We start from the raw sequence: 15,216 nt of genomic DNA on the forward strand, positions 1-15,216 counted from the left end.
CGGGGAGGTCGGCGTCATCCCGGCGCTCCTGCCGAGGAGGGGGAGGTCGCGCGGGGCATCGTGACGACCGCCTTCACGAAGCCCTCGGGCTTGTGGACCGCGGTCGCGAACGCCTCGCCGATCCGCTCCAGCGGGAACCGGTGCGTGACGAGCGGAGCCAGGTCGAGGCGTCGGCCGGCCAGCAGCCGGCCGGCGACGTCCATGCCGCGCATGATCGTCGCGGGCTCGCGGAAGTGCGCGTTGCGCAGGTCGTAGCCCATCCAGTTCCAGTGCCCGAGCGCGAGCGTCCGCGGGGCACCCTGGTGGAAGCCCACGAGGACGACCTTGCCGCTCATCCGGGTCAGGTCCGTGACGGCGTCGAGCCCGCCCTGGACGCCCGTGACCTCGAACGTCACGTCGGCGCCCCGCCCGTCGGTGAGGGCGGCGACGACGGCGGCGGCGGACTCCTGGCGGCTGTCCACGGTCCGGGTCGCGCCGAGCTGCGCGGCCAGCGCGAGGACGTCGGGCCGCCGGTCGACGACGACCAGCGAACGGGGACCCCGCAGCGCGACGAGCTGCTGCACGAGGCTGCCCATGAACCCTGCGCCGACCACCACGACGTCGTCGGCCAGCCGGACGTCGGCCAGCTCGACGGCGTTCACCGCGCAGGCGACGGGCTCGAGCAGGCCGAGGCCGACCGGGAAGTCGCCGAGCGCGCGGCAGGCGTCCTCGGGCGCGCTCACCTGCTCGGCGTAGCCCGAGCCGAGCGTCCACACGGCGACGGGCGTCCCCGGCGGGAAGCGCGAGCCCTCGTCGGCCTCGGCCACGACGCCGCTGACCTCGTGGCCGATCCGCCGCGGCAGCTCGGCGTCGCTGCGGCCCTCCCAGCTGTCGAGCTCGGACGCGCACACGCCGCAGGCCTCGACGTCGACGAGCACCTCGCCGGGAGCGCGGACCGGCGGGTCGACGTCGAGGACCCGGAAGTCGTACGGCGCCACCAGCTCCGCGAGCCTCACCGCCCCGTCCCCGGACCGGGGAGCACGACGACCGCGTACGGTCCCACCTCGGGCAGGACGAGGCTCAGCCGCCCGTCGGCCTCGGTCAGCGCCAGCGACGCCGGCGGCGCCCCGGGGACCACCAGCTCGGCCGCACCGGTCCCCTGGGCCTCCCGCAGGGCCGAGCGGGCACCGGGGACGCGCACGTCGAGGCGCACGTCGCTGAGGGTCCGCACCTGGTCGGCCTCGTCGTCGTGGTCGTAGCTGACCAGGTGCGCGGCGATGCGGCCGTCGGCCAGCCGGTGCAGGTTCACCGCGAGCGGGGCGCTGCACGTCACCTGGGGGCCCTCGACGAGCTCGTCGAGCACGGCGGCGGCCGAGGCGGTGACCAGGCCCGGGTGCGAGCGCAGCCGGTCGCGGTCCGGGCTGTCGGCGTTGGTCCCCACCTCGCCGGTGGCGACGACCCGCCCCCCGGCGTCCAGGTGGCCGAGCAGGACGGCCACCTGGTGGTCGGTGAGCCACCAGCAGCCGGGCAGCACGAGCGTGCAGTAGCGCCCCAGCTCCTCGACGCCGGTCCGGTCCCCCGCCAGCCCGCCGTCGGTCATGATCACGACGTCGAAGGGCACCGAGCCGTGGCTCAGGGCCTCGGTGACCTGCCGGAAGGGCACCTGCACGGTCTCGTCGCGCGCGTTGACGAGGTTGTCGCCGGAGTCGGCCTCGTTGACGAGGTCGCGCATGCTGACGACGCTGTAGACGACGCCGACCTCGTTCGCGCTCTCGTTCGCACGCAGCGGCTCCGTCTCGGCCACGAAGTCCTGGATCTCGACGAGCAGGTCGTGCGGCGCCCAGAACGAGTCCTGGATCGTCGCGCCCATCCACGACCCGTACGGCACGCTCATGTTGGCGCCGAAGGCCGCGGCCTCGTAGAGGCTGAGCCGCAGCCGGTCGCGGCCGCGGCCGGCCGCCAGCGCGTCGATGAGCTCGGGCACGACGCCGCCGTACGGGTTCTCGACGACGACGACGTCGCCGACCCCGGCGTAGCGGCGGAACGCGTCGACGTAGCGGTACCACTCCGGCTGGCGGTAGGTGGTGTTCCGCATCTCGGTGATGATCAGGTCGACCTCGTCGGCCAGCGGCAGGTAGTGCGGGTCGAGGTTGAAGAAGTTGCCGCTGACGAGCACCTCACGACCGCGGCTGCGGGCGTACTCCTTCGCGTAGCGGGCCAGCTCGGCGAAGTGCGTCGTGATCGCCGCGCACTGGTAGGCGTAGTAGGCGTCGAAGAGCGGCGACTCGCGCTGGCGGTCGCGGAAGTCGAAGCCCTGGGCGCGCAGCCAGTCGCCGTAGTGGAACGTGGTGAGGTCGACCCCGTCGAGCTCGGCCGGCGTCTCGTCGAGACCCTGCAGGAAGGCGCGGAACTGCGCCATGCAGTCCTTGCAGAAGCACGCGCCGTACTGCATGGCCCCCAGGGGGAGCTCGGCCTCGTCGAGCTGGACGCCGTCGACGCCGGCGTCGACCTGGATGCGGATGACGGCCTTGAGGTACTCGCGCCAGACCGGGTTGTTCCGGTCCATGTAGAAGCACTGGTGGTCGCGGTCGGGGCACTCGACCCAGCGCGCGTGGCACGGCTTCTGGTCGATGTCGCGGGCGACGCACTCCTCGATCAGGTCGGTCACCCGTTCGCCGCGGCTGTTGGTGAGCCCGCCCGGGAAGTAGTCCTCGAACGGCGCCCAGAGGTTCGGGTAGCGGTTGGAGGAGAACTCGCGCAGGCCCATCCAGTCGCGGTGCCCGACGCCCCGGAGCTCGTTGAGCGCGAGGACGGTGGTCTCGTCGTCGTCGAGCTCGACCCCGAACTCCCAGCCCTGCGCCTCGAAGACGATGCCGAAGACCTTGATCCCCCGGGCCTGGCAGGCGGCGACGAACTCGGCGTCGTTGACCGTGCCGTAGAAGCGGGCCCGGGCGCCGGGGTCGCCGAACGCCTCCTGCTCCAGGTACGGCAGCGCCAGCGAGCCGCCGCCCATCGCCGCCCACACCAGCACCGTGGCGCGGTAGTCGACGAGGTCCTCGACCATGCGCAGCCGCCGCGGCGGGAGGCTGGGGTGGTAGCAGTGCTGCCCCGGGTACCAGGCGTCGAAGTAGACACCACGCTCCACGCGCGATCAGCCGTTCTCGTAGGTGTTGCCGGCGGTGTCGGTCCCCCGGGCCAGCCAGATCTTCCAGCCCGCGTTCTGCTCGACCGGCATCACCCGGACCGACGCCGGGAAGTAGCGCATGGTGTAGCCGGTCCGGCGCACCGGCGAGGTGTTGGGCTTCGCGCCGTGCACGATGCGCCCGTCGTGCATCGAGAACTCGCCGCGCTCGAGCTCGAAGTCGACCGCCAGGTCCTCGTCGACGTCGGGGATCTCGGCGTGGAAGGTCTGCACGCTCATGTCCGTCGGCACGTAGTTGTCGTGGAAGCCGCCCTCGAGGTGGCTGCCCGGGATCACCCGCATGCAGCCGTTGCTGCGGTTGCTCGGCCCGAGCGCGAGCCAGACGGTGACGATCCGGTCGTACGCGGACAGCCGGCCGTTCCAGAAGGCCGAGTCCTCGTGCCAGGGCGTCGCCCGGCCGGTGAAGGGCTCCTTGGAGATGAAGTGGCTGGTCCACAGGGCGATGTCCTCCCCGACCAGCGGCTGCACGAGGTCGAGCACCTCGTCGGACAGCAGGTAGTCCAGCAGCCGCGGGTCGCGGAAGTGCGGGGTGTCGAGCTCGTCGGACAGCTTGCTGCCCTTGTCGGACAGGTGCTCGTCGAAGATGCCCTCCAGCGCGTCGAGCTTCTCGGCGGAGAACAGCTGGCGGTGCGGGAGCAGGTAGCCGTTGCTGCGGAAGTCGGCGACGTCGGAGTCGGTGAGGGTGGCGGTGTGCGGCATGGCGGTGCAGCCTCTCAGGGTCGGGCGCGAGGGATCAGCGGGCGCCGAGCACGCGGATCAGCTCGGCGAAGAGGTCGAGGTCCGCCACGAAGTCCTCGGGCGTCGTCTTGGGCGCCCGGCCCTCGACGACGCACGCGTGGAAGTACTCGAGCTCGTGGGTGTAGGGGTCCTTGAGGTGCGGCCTGATGACCGTCCTGCGCAGGGCGTCCCCGCTCGTCTCCTCGACGGTCAGCGTCGTCGGCAGGTGGCGCACGTACGGGGTGTCGTACTGGATCCGCATCGAGGCGAGGTCCCCGTACACCTCGAGGTGGGCGTCGAAGCGCAGCTGCTCGTCGACGCCGGTCTCGTAGGACACGACGAAGCCCGGGTAGTCGAGCAGCGCCGCGATGTAGCCGCCCTGCTTCCACATCCGTGCGGCGGCGACGCGGGACGGCCGGCCCAGCAGCTCGCGCATCGCGGAGAAGTCGTGACTGCCGAGGCCGCACAGCAGCCGGTACGCCCCGGCGAGCTCGCCGCCCACGTCGCCGATGGCGTCCTTGACCAGCGCCGAGCCCCGGTCCCAGCGCTCGTGCATCTGCGCCTCGGTCAGGTCGGTGGGACGCACGACGTGCGACGTCTGGTCGACGATGAGCTGGTTGCGGCCGATGACGTCGTGCACGCGCGCGAAGTTGACACCGCCGAGCGTGGGCAGCAGCTCCTTGGCCTCGAGGAACGCCGGCGCGAAGCGGCGCATGTAGCCGACCATCACCGTCAGGCCCGTGCGGTCGCGGGCCTCGACGATGCGCTCGGCCTCGCGCGGGGAGAGGCACATCGGCTTCTCCACCAGCACGTGCAGGCCGTGCTCGAGCGCGGAGACGACGCACTCGGCGTGGTACTCGTCGCTGTTGAGCACGAGCACGGCGTCGAGGCCGCCCGCCTCGACCATCTCGGTGGCCGACAGGTAGGTCTGCGGGATGCCGAAGCGGTCGCCGACCTGCTTGGCGAGGGTGGGTGAGATGTCGCAGCCGGCCTGCACGGAGAACAGCTCCGGCAGCGACTGCAGGACGGGGAGGTGGACCACCTGGGCCACCTCCCCCAGACCGATGACGCCGACGTTCAGCACGCGGGTCCTTTCGCAGGGGTGGGTTCGGGGGGGGAGTCGTGCGCTCAGCGGTGCCGCGGCAGCCGCCACAGCGGGCGCCGCCTGGGCGCGTCCGCGAGCGCGTGCCGGAGGGCCTCGTAGGCGAGCTTCGGCTTGAGGCCCTCGTCCGCGTACGGCAGCGGCCGGCGCTCGGCGCCGTCCTCGCGCGGGTAGTCCTCCTGCAGCCAGGTGTAGCGGTCCGACAGCCCGAAGGTCATCAGCGCCTTGACGTCGCGGTTGGGCAGCACGTTCTCGAGGTAGCGGGCGTAGCACTCGGCGACCGCCGCGTCGCGCGCCGTCACGTCGACCGGCAGCCCGTCGTCCAGGACGTCCATCTCGGTGATGAGGATGTCCACGCCGAGGTCGGCGACCTTGTTCAGGAACCGTCGGTACGACTTCGGGTCGAAGTCGGACAGGAAGTACTTGGCGTTCAGGTGGGCCTGGATGCCCAGCGCGTCGACGGGCACGTCGTCGCGCCGCAGCTTCTTCAGCACGGTGAGCATCGCCTGCTGGCGGGCCTCCGGGTCGTCGCCGTACTCGTTGGTCGACTCGAACCCGAACTCGTTGATCACCCGCACCGCGTGCCGGTCGTACTTCTTCGCCAGGCGGAAGGCCTTGGCCACGTAGCCGCGGCCGATGGTCTGGTACCAGGGGACCTCGGTGCGCAGGCCGTCCTCGCCCTCGGGGTCGGTGACCTCGTTGGCGACGATCCAGCCCGCGGTGCGGCCGCGGTAGCGCTTCACCAGCGCCTTCTCGACGCCGAACAGCAGGTCGGAGGCGTCGTCGTGGCTCAGCTCGTACAGCGTCGAGAAGTCCTCGCCCCACCCGTCCCCGAAGCCCTCGTCCCACACGAGGTGCGCGGCGAAGACGAGCTGGTGGTCGCGCTGCGCGCGGGCGTAGAGCTTGTCGCCGAAGCTGAAGTCGAGCGCCGAGTCCGGCGTCGGCTTGAGCTGGTACCAGAGCAGGTCGTCCTCGGTGAAGAGGATCGCCGCCTGCTGGTCGACGAGGGCGCTGTACTCCGCGTCGTCGAAGAGCCGGCTGGTGTGCGAGGTGCCGTAGGCCAGGCGCGCGTCGGCGCCGATCTTCCACAGCGGCGTACGGGCGGCGTAGTGCCGGGTGCGCGCGGTCGCGGCGAGCGTCGACGGCGCGGGCTGCACGGGTGCGGCCGTGGCGGTGGCGCCCGTCCCGATCGCCAGGGCCAGCCCTCCGGCGGCGGCGCCGCCGAGCAGGAGCCGGCGGGACACGGCCGGCGCGGCTGCCTCGACCGCGTCAGTGGCGTTGGCAGCGTCAGCGATGCCAATCGATTTGGTGGTCATGGCCGGGAACACTAGCGGGCCTCCCGACCGATGGGAAGGGGTTCGCTGAACGTGTCTGAGACTGTGCCGGAGCCTCAGCTGGTCTCGCGGACGATGAGGCGGCAGGGCAGGGTGACGGTGCGGCGGGAGCCGGTGTGGCGACCCTGGAGGCGGTCGAGGACGAGCTTCGCCGCCGACCAGCCGGTCTCGTACGCGGGGTTGGCGATGGTGGTGAGGGCCGGGCTGACCAGGGAGGCCGCCTCGATGTCGTCGAAGCCGACGAGTCGCACGTCGTCCGGCGCGCGGAGCCCGAGCGACCGGAGGGCGTCGAGCGCGCCGATCGCCATCAGGTCGTTGGCGCAGAAGACGGCGTCCGGGCGCTGCGGCAGCCGCATGAGCCTGAGCATCGCCTCACGTCCGCCGACCCGGGTCCAGTCGCCGTGCACGCGCAGCTGCTGGGGGGCCTTCAGCCCCGCGGTGCGCAGCGCCGCCTCGTAGCCCTCCTCGCGGGAGTGGCCGAGCGTGCGGGGCCCCTCGATGATCGCCACGCGCCGCGCCCCGCGGGCGAGCAGGTGCTCCACCGCCGCCTGGGAGGCCTCCTCGTCCGCGGCCAGCACCCGGTCGACGAGCGGGTGGTCCACGCTCTCACCGAGGCTGACGGTCGGGACGCCGGCGGCGAGGGCGGCGGCGACCGCCTCGTCCTCGGCGTCGACCGAGGTGATCAGGAGGGCGTCGGCCCCCCGGGCGACCATGTCGGAGACGTAGGCGCGCTCGCGCTTCGTCGAGCCGTCGGTGTTGCAGACCCACGTCCCGTACTCCGCCCCGAGCGAGTCGCTGAGGCCCCGGGTCACCTGGCCGTAGAAGGGGTTCGTGATGTCGGGCACGACGACGCCGATCATCTGCGAGCTGCCGACCCGGAGGCTCCGCGCGAGCCGGCTCGGCCGGTAGTGCAGCTGTGCCACCGCCGCCTCGACCCGCTCCCGGGTGGAGGCGGCCACCGGACGTTTGCCCGTGAGGACGTGCGACACGGTCGTCGTGCTGACGCCCGAGACGCGCGCGACGTCGGAGATCGTCGCCCTCGTGGTCGGCGTCCCGGCTGCGGGGTCGGCCTCGGTGGTCATGGGCCCCCTCTTCTCGCTCGGCGTCGGCGTGCGTGACACCGTAGCGGCCAATCGATTGCCGTGCCGGGAACATCTCGTGCACGACAGGTGTGTGTCGAGCCGGAGGAGGACGACGTGCTGCTCGAGGACGTGCACCGCGTGCTGGTGGTCGTCGCGCACTGCGACGACGCGGAGTGGATGTTCGGCGGAACCGTCGCCCGGCTGGTCGGGCAGGGCGCGGTCGTCGACTACGTGGTCACCACCGACGGCGCCAGCGGCGGCGTCGACATGACCGTGTCGAACGCCGAGCTGGCCGCGACCCGCGCGCAGGAGCAGCGAGCCGCGGCGCAGGTCCTCGGCGTGCGGGAGGTGACCTTCCTCGGCTTCCGCAACGACGAGCTGACCGTCTCGCTCGACCTGAAGCGGGCACTGGTCCGCGAGATCCGCCGGTCCCGCCCGGACCTCGTGCTGACGCTGACGCCGCACCGCGCGCTCGACGCGCCGGTCGGCTGGTCGCACGCCGACCACATCGCCACCGGGGAGGCCACGCTGCAGGCCGTCTACCCCGAGGCGCTGATGCCGCGGATCCACCCCGAGCTCCTCGAGGAGGGGCTCGAGCCCCACGAGGTCACCGAGGTCTGGTTCCCCGCCCTGGCCGACGCCGACCGCTACGTCGACGTCAGCGCGGTGGTGGACACCAAGATGGACGCCGTCTGGTGCCACCGGAGCCAGAACGGGGAGGCGAACGGCGACCGGGCCTGGATGTTCGCCCACCACATCGCCCCGCCGATGGTCGAGGCCGGCGACCGCATCGGCGTCCGCCACGCGGAACGGTTCCGGCGCGTACGGGTGCATGGGTGAGCGCACGGCGTCACCGTCGGGTCACGACCGCGCCGGGGTCCTTGACACCGGCCACCACCTGTAGCAGTCTCCCAGCCATCTCTTAGCCAATCGATTTGGGCGGGCGCGTCCTGCCTCTCCACGGGAAGGCGGTTCGATGACGAACCCCAGGTTGCGCCGGTCGGTCTCCCTGCTCGCGGCGGGCAGCGCCCTTGCCCTGGTCGCGGCGTGCGGAGGCGGCGGCGGCGGCACTCCGGGCGCCAGCACCGCCCCGACCGTGGAGGGTCCGGTCCCCGAGCCCACCGCGCCGGTCACGATCACGTTCTCCTCGTGGGTCAGCAACACCAAGGGCATGAAGAAGCTCTACGCGAAGTTCAGGGCCGAGCACCCGAACATCACCGTCGAGTTCCAGGACGTGCCGGCCGAGGAGTCGGAGAAGAAGCTCACGACCCAGGTGGCCGGCGGCAACCCGCCGGACGCCGCGTACGTCGACGCGAGCAACATCGCGACGTTCGCGCCGAGCAAGGCCCTGGTCGACCTCGGCAGCTACATGGACCGCAGCGACTCCACGAAGCCCGCCGACTTCGTCGACGCCTTCAAGGCCCAGGCGACCGTCGACGGCAAGATGTACGGGCTGCCCTTCGACGGCGAGACGACCGGGCTGTTCTACCGCAAGGACCTCTTCGAGGCCGCCGGGATCACCGAGCCGCCGAAGACGTGGGACGAGTTCACCGCGGACGCGGCCAAGCTCACCGACCCGGCCAAGAAGCAGTACGGGTTCCAGGTGTTCGCGCCCGAGGCGGAGTACTACTTCTACCCCTGGCTGTGGCAGAACGGCGGCGAGCTGCTGAGCCCGGACGAGAAGACGTTCCTGCTCAACAACGACGCCGGCAAGGCGGCCGCCGACTACTACGTAGGGCTGGCCAAGTACTCCTCCCCGGACTACCTGAACTCCAACTCCTACGACGCCCGCATCGGCTTCGCCCAGGGCCAGATCGGCATGTACATGGCCGGCTCCTGGTTCGCCGGCACGCTCGACGACGAGTTCCCGAAGATCCACGACCAGTGGGCCACGGCGCCGCTGCCGAGCGGTACCGCCGGCTGCAAGACGACGATCGCCGGTGACTCGCTCGTCCTGTTCGCGAAGGGCAAGAAGCAGGACGCGGCCTGGAAGTGGATCGAGTTCCTCAACGCCCCCGAGAACATGGCCGAGTGGACCTACAAGTCCGAGGGCACGTCGCTGCCGCCGCGCACCGCCCTGCTCGAGTCGCCCGACCTGGTGAAGGAGAAGCCGGTGCTCAAGGGCTTCGCCGACCTCATGAAGTGCGGCGTGAACTACAACATCGCCAACAAGAGCTGGCCGCGGGTGACCGAGGAGCTCAACACCGAGCTCGGCAACGCGATGTTCGGCAAGGTGACGCCGGCCGAGGCGCTGGACGACACCGCCGCCACGTTCACCAAGCTCGGGTCGCGTTGACGACCTACCCCTCCTCCGCGCGGACGTTCCGCGCGGAGGACCGGGGCACGCCCCCGACCCGGCGCCGGAACGTCTTCTGGCGGATGCGGCGCAGCTGGAGCGCGTACGCGTTCCTGTCCGTCCCGCTGCTGCTGTTCTCGGTCTTCACGCTGTTCGCGCTGGTCTTCGCCTTCTACCTGACCTTCCACGAGTACAACGCCCTCGAGCCGGACACGCCCTTCGTGGGGCTGCGCAACTACTCCGACATGGTCCACGACCAGGCGTTCCGCGGGTCGATCGTCAACACGTTCTACTTCACCGCGGTGTCGGTGCCGCTGACGATGGTGGTCGGCCTGCTCGTCGCGCTGCTGCTCAACCTCCCGCTGCGCGGCCGCGGCCTGCTGCGCACGCTCTACTTCCTGCCCGTCGTGACGCCGTTCGTCGTCGTCGCGATCTTGTGGAAGTGGCTCTACAACGGCGACTTCGGCCTGTTCAACTACTACCTGATCAAGACCAACGTCATCGACAAGCCGCTGCTGTTCCTCGCCGACCAGCACCTCGCCATGCCGGCCGTGATCTTGATGAGCATCTGGTCGGGCGTCGGCTTCTCCATGGTCGTCTACCTGGCCGCGCTGCAGGCGATCCCCGAGGACCTGTACGAGGCGGCCCGCGTCGACGGGGCCAACGGGCTCTCGCGACTGCTCCACATCACCGTGCCGATGCTGCGTCCGACCACGCTGTTCCTCGCGGTGATCGGCATCATCGGCGCCTTCCAGGTCTTCACCCAGATCTTCGTCATGACGAGCGGCGGCCCGGCGGAGAAGACGACCACCGTCGTCTACTTCATCTACCTCGCCGCGTTCAAGTTCTACGAGTTCGGCTACGCCAGCACGCTCTCGTTCGGGCTCCTGGCCATCCTGCTGGTCTTCACCGTGATCCAGCTGCGCATCTACCGGAAGGGGGACGCGTGAGCGGCTTCGCGGAACGGGGCCGGCGGCGGACCCCGCAGGCCGTGCGGCAGGTGACCCCCGGGCCGGACCCGACGTCCGCCGCCGAGCTGGACGCGGTGGCGCCGGACGCCACGGAGGCGGTGCTCCTCGACGCCGACGTGACGCAGCCGTCGCGCAAGCGGAAGCGGCGCTCGGTCTGGTACTGGCTCGCCTACGTGGTGCTGGTCCCCTTCGCGATCTTGTTCGTCGCCCCCTTCGCCTGGTTGATCAGCGCGTCCTTCCAGAACATCGGCGACATCTTCTCGTGGCCGCCGCACTGGATCCCGCAGCACCCGAGCACCTCGGGCTACCAGAAGTTCCTCGGCATCGGCCCGCTCAAGGGCGACGACAGCCCGCAGGCGTGGCGCTGGTTCCTCAACAGCGCGTTCGTGGCCTGCTCGGTCACGGTGCTGCAGCTGTTCTTCAACTCCCTGGCGGCCTACGTCTTCGCCAAGCGCGAGTTCCCGGGCAAGAACGTGATCTTCCTGCTCTTCCTCGCCACGATGATGATCCCGGGGCAGATCACGCTGATCCCCAACTACCTGGTGATCAAGCACATCCCGCTCTTCGGCGGCAACGACATCCTGGGCCAGGGCGGCTCGGGCTGGCTGGACTCCTACTGGGGACTGATCATGCCCGGCGTGGTCAGCGCGTTCGGGATCTTCCTGCTGCGCCAGTACATGGTCTCCATCCCCGACGAGCTCCTGGACGCCGCGCGCATCGACGGCGCGAACGAGTTCTCGATCTACTTCCGCGTGGTGCTGCCGCTGTGCGGGCCGGCGCTGGCGGCGACCGGCATCTTCACGTTCCAGGGGGCCTGGGAGGACTTCTTCTGGCCGCTGATCATCGTCAGCAGCCCCGACCACTACACGGCGCCGCTCGGCCTCGCGCTGTTCGTCGTCGAGAAGCGCACGCAGTGGGACGTGCTGTTCTCGGGCTCGGTGATCGCGACGCTGCCGATGATCATCGTGTTCATCATCTTCCAGCGCCGCTTCATCCAGGGCATCTCGGTCAGCGGGTTGAAGGGGTGACCGCGCTCGTCGAGCGCGTCGACGCCGTGGTCGAGGCGTCGGCGGGGGTGCTCCGCCTCGAGCCCGCGTGGGTCGCCCGGTCGTTCCTGCCTCCGGGCCGCCGCCTCGGGCTGGACGAGGACGCGTACGACGTCGGCCTCCGCGGCGCGATCTGCGAGCGCTGGCTCGCCTCGACGACCCCGGCCGACAACGCGGTGCCGCACCCCGACGAGGGGCTGTCGGCGGTCGTCACCCCCGACGGTTCACGGCTGCTGCTGGCCGACCTGGTGCGCGACGCCCCGGCGCTCGTGCTGGGCGAGGCGTACGCGGCGACGCACCCGGGCGGGCTCGGCCGGCTGGCCAAGATCTTCGACTACGGCGCGCGGCTGCCCTTCCACGTGCACCCTCCGCAGACGTACGCCGCACGCGTGGGGCGCCACCAGAAGGACGAGGCGTACCACTTCCTGCCCGGGGTCGACCAGGGCGCGCACCCGGAGACGTTCCTCGGCGTGCAGCCGCGCATCGCCCGTGGACCGCGCGAGGACGCCTTGCTCCCCCACCTGGTGGCGTGGGACTCCGACCGCGTCCTCACCACCAGCCAGGCCTACCTCCAGGTGCCCGGCGAGGGGTTCATGGTGCCCTCGGGCGTGCTGCACGGCCCCGGCACCGCGCTGACCCTCGAGCTGCAGGAGGACTCCGACGTGCTGTCGATGTTCCAGGCGCTGAACGCCGGGCGGATCATCGACAAGGACCAGCTGCTCTACAAGGACGTGGCGCCCGACGACCGCGCCGCGCTGGCCGAGCGTGCGCCGCTCGCCTTCGTCGACTGGGCCCGCAACGGCGACCCCGACCTCTTCGACCGGGCGCACCTCGTGCCGCTGCGCCACCCGGCCTCGAGCGCCGGCGTCCGGCGTGACTGGGTCTTCTACGGCAGCGCCAGGTTCAGCGGGCAGCGCCTGGTCCTCTCCCCCGGGTCGACGACCACCGTGACCGAGCCCGGCGCCTACAGCCTGTTCGCCTGGACCGGCAGCGTGAGCTGGGGCGGTGCCGAGCTCGTGGGCGGACGCCCCGGGCAGGACGAGGCGCTCGTGGTGCACGCGACCGCCACGGCCGGGGTGGAGGTCACCAGCACCGGGACGGAGGAGGCCACGGTCTACCTCTTCTCGGGGCCGGACCTCCACCCCGAGGCCGTGGCGCTGGGGGCGGGGTGGGCCCGATGAGCGCCCCGGTGGACGGCAGCGTCGTGCGGCTCGCGGTCCTCGGAGCGGGGTCGCGCGGCATGACCTACGCGCGCGAGGGGTCGCTGGCGGGCCGGGCCGTCGTCACCGCGCTCGCCGAGCCGCGGGCCGACCGGCGCGCTGCGGCCGCCGCCGAGCTCGGGGTGGGAGAGCACCGGGCCGTCGCCGACTGGCGCGACCTGCTCACCCTGCCCGACCTCGACGTCGACGCCGTCGTGGTCGCGACGCCCGACCGGCAGCACACCGAGCCGGCCCTCGCCTTCCTCGAGCGTGGGCTCCCGCTCCTGCTCGAGAAGCCGATGGCGCCCACCGAGGAGGAGGCGGAGCAGATCGTGGCGGCCGCCGAGCGCGCCGGGGTGATCGTCTGCGTCGCCCACGTGCTGCGCTACTCCCCGTACACCCAGGTGGTGAAGGAGGTGGTGGGCAGCGGCGCGATCGGCGACGTCGTGAGCGTCGAGCACCTCGAGCCGGTCGGCTGGTGGCACCAGGCCCACTCCTACGTGCGCGGGAACTGGCGCCGCGAGGACACCTCCAGCCCCATGCTGCTGGCCAAGTGCTGCCACGACGTCGACTGGCTGTGCGACGTCGTCGGCCGGCCCGCGCAGCGGGTGTCGTCCTTCGGCAGCCTCACCCACTTCCGCCCGGAGAACCGCCCCGACGGGGCCGGCGACCGCTGCCTCTCGTGCGCGGTCGAGCCGGGCTGCCCCTACTCGGCGAAGAAGATCTACCTCGACCACGTCCACGAGGAGGCGGCGCGACGCTGGCCACTGTCGATCCTCGCGGTGGACGTCACCGAGGAGTCGATCACCCGTGCGCTCGCCGACGGCCCGTACGGACGCTGCGTCTACGCCTGCGACAACGACGTCGTCGACCACCAGGTCGTCAACATCGAGTACGCCGGGGGCGTCACGGCCTCGCTCACCATGACGGCGTTCACGCCGATGGGCTTCCGCCGCACGCGCGTCTTCGGCACCCGCGGGACGCTCGAGGGCGACGGCTACACCGTCAGCGTCTACGACTTCCTCACCGGGCGCACGACGACGACCCAGGTCGTGGACCCGACCGACCCGCTGGCCGGCGAGGGCCACCTCGGGGCCGACGCCGCCCTCACGCGGAGCTTCCTCGCTGCGGTGGCCGCCGACGACCCCTCCCTCGTCCTGACCTCGCCGAGGACGAGCCTGCACACCCACGCGACGGTGTGGGCGGCGGAACGCGCGCGGCTGCGCGGCACCGTGGAGCCCGTGCCGTCGTGAGGGCCGCGCTCGTCGAGACGGTCCTGACCTACCGCGACGACGCCCTGCCGGACGCGCTGCGGTGGCAGGCCGGTGCCTTCGTGCGGGCCACCTGGCCCGAGGTCGGCGGCGGCGCCGCGCGCGACCCCTACCCGCGCGGGCTCGACCCGCTGCACGTCGTCCTGGTGGAGGGCGACCTCCTGCTCGCCTACGCCGGCGTGGTGGCGATGCGCGTCGCCCACGGAGGCCAGGCGTGGCGGGTGGACGGGCTCGGCCGGGTGTTCACCTTCCCCGGCGCACGGGGGGCCGGGCGCGGCCGGCGCGTCGTCGACGCCGCCTCCGCGGCGATCGTGCACGGAGGCGCCGACCTCGGGGCCCTGCTCTGCGAACCCGGGCTGCGGCCCTTCTACGCCGGGTCCGGCTGGGGCGCGGTCGAGCCGGGCGTGCTCATCGACGCCGGCGACGGCACCCCGACCTTCGCGGTCGAGGGTCCGACCATGCTGCTGCCCGTGTCCGCGCGGGCGCAGGAGGCGTGGCGCTGCTTCCGCGAGGCCCCGCTCCGGGTCCCGTTCGCCTGGTGACGCGCACCCGCAGCGCTCTCTCACCCGGGAGGACGCTCATCCGGGAGGACGCTCACCCCGGTCCGGCGTGTGCAGCACCACCTGCCCGCCCTCGCACGTCACCCGGAACGTCCGGAGCCCGACCCGGCGGGGCTCGAGCAGCGAGCGGCCGGTCTCCAGGTCGAACTCCCAGCCGTGCCAGGGGCAGCGCAGCACCCGGTCGTGGCGGCCGTACACGAGCTCACCCGGCGCGGAGGCGACGAGGGTGCCCCCCACCGAGCCCGCACCCATCGGGGCACCCATGTGCGGGCAGCGGCCGCTGACCGCGAAGAGCTCCTCGCCGACGCTGAGGACGACCACCGGCCGGCCGTCGACGTCGACGACGCGGGAGCCCTCGCGGCGGAGCTCCTCGAGCGTTCCGACCGGACGTTCCACGGGTGCACCTCTCCTGACGCAAAACGATTTGCACGATAGCCTGCCGGAGAACGACCGGCTC

General features: G+C 71.9%; 14 protein-coding genes. 7 read left to right on the plus strand and 7 right to left on the minus strand.

Going from position 1 to position 15,216, the window contains the following annotated elements:
• Positions 1-14: 14 nt before the first annotated feature.
• From BMY04_RS22830 to BMY04_RS14955, 6 genes are all read right to left on the minus strand, one after another.
• Complete coding sequence (locus tag BMY04_RS22830) at positions 15-995, minus strand: zinc-binding dehydrogenase (protein WP_170854163.1); 981 nt, start codon at positions 993-995, stop codon at positions 15-17.
• Positions 992-3,124, minus strand: coding sequence for a hypothetical protein (locus tag BMY04_RS22835; protein ID WP_170854164.1), 2,133 nt, complete (start codon positions 3,122-3,124; stop codon positions 992-994). The genes BMY04_RS22830 and BMY04_RS22835 overlap by 4 nt, the downstream gene beginning before the upstream one ends.
• A 6-nt stretch (positions 3,125-3,130) precedes the next feature.
• Complete coding sequence (locus BMY04_RS14940) at positions 3,131-3,880, minus strand: phytanoyl-CoA dioxygenase family protein (protein WP_091182359.1); 750 nt, start codon at positions 3,878-3,880, stop codon at positions 3,131-3,133.
• A gap of 34 nt (positions 3,881-3,914) precedes the next feature.
• Positions 3,915-4,982: a Gfo/Idh/MocA family protein gene (locus tag BMY04_RS14945; RefSeq protein WP_091182361.1), complete on the minus strand. Its 1,068-nt coding sequence runs from the start codon at positions 4,980-4,982 to the stop codon at positions 3,915-3,917.
• Between the two features lie 44 nt (positions 4,983-5,026).
• Positions 5,027-6,316 (minus strand): endo-1,4-beta-xylanase, encoded by a 1,290-nt coding sequence (locus BMY04_RS14950; protein ID WP_139209872.1) that lies wholly within the window; start codon positions 6,314-6,316, stop codon positions 5,027-5,029.
• A 74-nt stretch (positions 6,317-6,390) separates the two neighbouring features.
• Positions 6,391-7,416 (minus strand): LacI family DNA-binding transcriptional regulator, encoded by a 1,026-nt coding sequence (locus tag BMY04_RS14955; protein ID WP_091182365.1) that lies wholly within the window; start codon positions 7,414-7,416, stop codon positions 6,391-6,393.
• Positions 7,417-7,530: 114 nt separating this feature from the next.
• On the opposite strand from BMY04_RS14955, the gene BMY04_RS14960 reads away from it, so the two are divergent.
• From BMY04_RS14960 to BMY04_RS14990, 7 genes are all read left to right on the plus strand, one after another.
• Entirely contained in the window at positions 7,531-8,256 is a 726-nt protein-coding gene (locus BMY04_RS14960) for a PIG-L deacetylase family protein (protein ID WP_139209873.1), read from the plus strand.
• 136 nt (positions 8,257-8,392) lie between these two features.
• The gene (locus BMY04_RS14965; RefSeq protein ID WP_091182370.1) at positions 8,393-9,712 is read left to right on the plus strand and encodes an ABC transporter substrate-binding protein; all 1,320 of its coding nucleotides are present in this window, start codon (positions 8,393-8,395) and stop codon (positions 9,710-9,712) included.
• The gene (locus tag BMY04_RS23115; protein ID WP_091182372.1) at positions 9,709-10,662 is read left to right on the plus strand and encodes a carbohydrate ABC transporter permease; all 954 of its coding nucleotides are present in this window, start codon (positions 9,709-9,711) and stop codon (positions 10,660-10,662) included. Before BMY04_RS14965 ends, BMY04_RS23115 begins: the two co-directional genes overlap by 4 nt.
• Positions 10,659-11,711 (plus strand): carbohydrate ABC transporter permease, encoded by a 1,053-nt coding sequence (locus BMY04_RS14975; protein WP_091182374.1) that lies wholly within the window; start codon positions 10,659-10,661, stop codon positions 11,709-11,711. The genes BMY04_RS23115 and BMY04_RS14975 overlap by 4 nt, the downstream gene beginning before the upstream one ends.
• Entirely contained in the window at positions 11,708-12,910 is a 1,203-nt protein-coding gene (locus tag BMY04_RS14980; RefSeq protein WP_091182375.1) for a hypothetical protein, read from the plus strand. Before BMY04_RS14975 ends, BMY04_RS14980 begins: the two co-directional genes overlap by 4 nt.
• A complete protein-coding gene (locus tag BMY04_RS14985; protein WP_091182648.1) occupies positions 12,907-14,181 on the plus strand; it encodes a Gfo/Idh/MocA family protein in 1,275 nt (424 codons plus the stop codon). Before BMY04_RS14980 ends, BMY04_RS14985 begins: the two co-directional genes overlap by 4 nt.
• Positions 14,178-14,741, plus strand: a complete 564-nt coding sequence (locus tag BMY04_RS14990; RefSeq protein WP_139209875.1) for a GNAT family N-acetyltransferase — start codon at positions 14,178-14,180, stop codon at positions 14,739-14,741. The genes BMY04_RS14985 and BMY04_RS14990 overlap by 4 nt, the downstream gene beginning before the upstream one ends.
• A gap of 36 nt (positions 14,742-14,777) precedes the next feature.
• Here BMY04_RS14990 and BMY04_RS14995 read toward each other — a convergent pair whose 3' ends face one another.
• Positions 14,778-15,155 carry a Rieske (2Fe-2S) protein gene (locus BMY04_RS14995; protein ID WP_170854165.1) on the minus strand — a complete coding sequence of 126 codons (378 nt, stop codon included), beginning with the start codon at positions 15,153-15,155 and terminating at the stop codon, positions 14,778-14,780.
• Between the last annotated feature and the right edge of the window lie 61 nt (positions 15,156-15,216).

This window comes from Microlunatus flavus (genome assembly GCF_900110855.1).
GTDB lineage: Bacteria > Actinomycetota > Actinomycetes > Propionibacteriales > Propionibacteriaceae > Microlunatus > Microlunatus flavus.

What these genes read in the sequence shown, in the direction of transcription:
- BMY04_RS14940 (WP_091182359.1), bottom strand. Translation starts at nt 3,880, where the DNA reads ATGCCGCACACCGCCACCCTCACCGACTCCGACGTCGCCGACTTCCGC.
- BMY04_RS14950 (WP_139209872.1), bottom strand. Translation starts at nt 6,316, where the DNA reads ATGACCACCAAATCGATTGGCATCGCTGACGCTGCCAACGCCACTGAC.
- BMY04_RS14955 (WP_091182365.1), bottom strand. Translation starts at nt 7,416, where the DNA reads ATGACCACCGAGGCCGACCCCGCAGCCGGGACGCCGACCACGAGGGCG.
- BMY04_RS14965 (WP_091182370.1), top strand. Translation starts at nt 8,393, where the DNA reads ATGACGAACCCCAGGTTGCGCCGGTCGGTCTCCCTGCTCGCGGCGGGC.
- BMY04_RS14985 (WP_091182648.1), top strand. Translation starts at nt 12,907, where the DNA reads ATGAGCGCCCCGGTGGACGGCAGCGTCGTGCGGCTCGCGGTCCTCGGA.